At 36.6% G+C, this 921-nt stretch carries 1 rRNA gene; it reads right to left on the bottom strand.

From position 1 onward, the window contains the following. Window positions 1–767: 767 nt before the first annotated feature. A 5S ribosomal RNA gene (rrf, locus tag AC1DP6_RS36470) occupies window positions 768–879 on the bottom strand. Window positions 880–921 lie beyond the last annotated feature (42 nt).

Here is a 921-nt window from a genome sequence, read left to right as displayed (position 1 = left end):
GCGTTCATCCTGAGCCAGGATCAAACTCTCCATTGTAAAGAAGTTTTGATACTGACTAATTTCTCTCGAAATCAATCGGTGATCTATTAATTATGTTTAGCTGTACATTACCTGTTTGAATCTAAGCATCACTACTTAGATTCGTGCTGTTGTTTCCAATCTTTCAAAGAACTTATGACTTGCTGATAGTTATTAACCATTAACATTTAGTCGTTGTTGATGTGTGAGATCCGATCTCTGTGGCTCTTTAGCCGTACATCTTTTGTTATTTTTAGAAGAACTTTTTTGTGTCGTTTGTGTTGGGGTTGCAAAGGTAGGAATCTTTTATTTAATCACCAAAACTTTTACAACATTTTTTATATTTAATTATCTCTACCTGAATGACTTATATATTAGGAAAGTGCATTTCAATCTTCTGATAATCAACCCATTATTTTACAAAGAACCATGACTTTTTGAGCGGATGGCAAAGATATAACCTTTATCATTCGCAGCAAAAATTATTTCAACTTAATTGCTTATTTATTTTCTGTATGTCAATTTGATTTTAAGCTTGGTGCTTAAGTGTATTTCCTTGTCGGAAACGTTGATGACACCATTGTAAAGTGTAAGTGGTAGGTTGTTGCCTAGCCTGGTGTGTCATCGTGTTAGCAGTAGTGACTGCCCTGTGTGTCAAGTTATTTTGATATCTGCTCTTTAGCAGATATCCTCTACTCTTAAAGAAAGAAAAAGCCTTAGTGCACAAACACTAAGGCTTCTCTTAATAAGTATGGCAGCTACCTACTCTCCCGCATTGTTGTGCAGTACCATCGGCCATGAGGGGCTTAACTTCTCTGTTCGGAATGGGAAGAGGTGAACACCCTCGGCAAAACCACCATAAGATCTTCTTTGCTTTACAGCCTTTGCTTTACAGCAAACTAA

Source organism: Chitinophaga sp. 01L420 (genome assembly GCF_056399985.1).
This window is presented reverse-complemented; position numbering and strand designations above follow the sequence as displayed.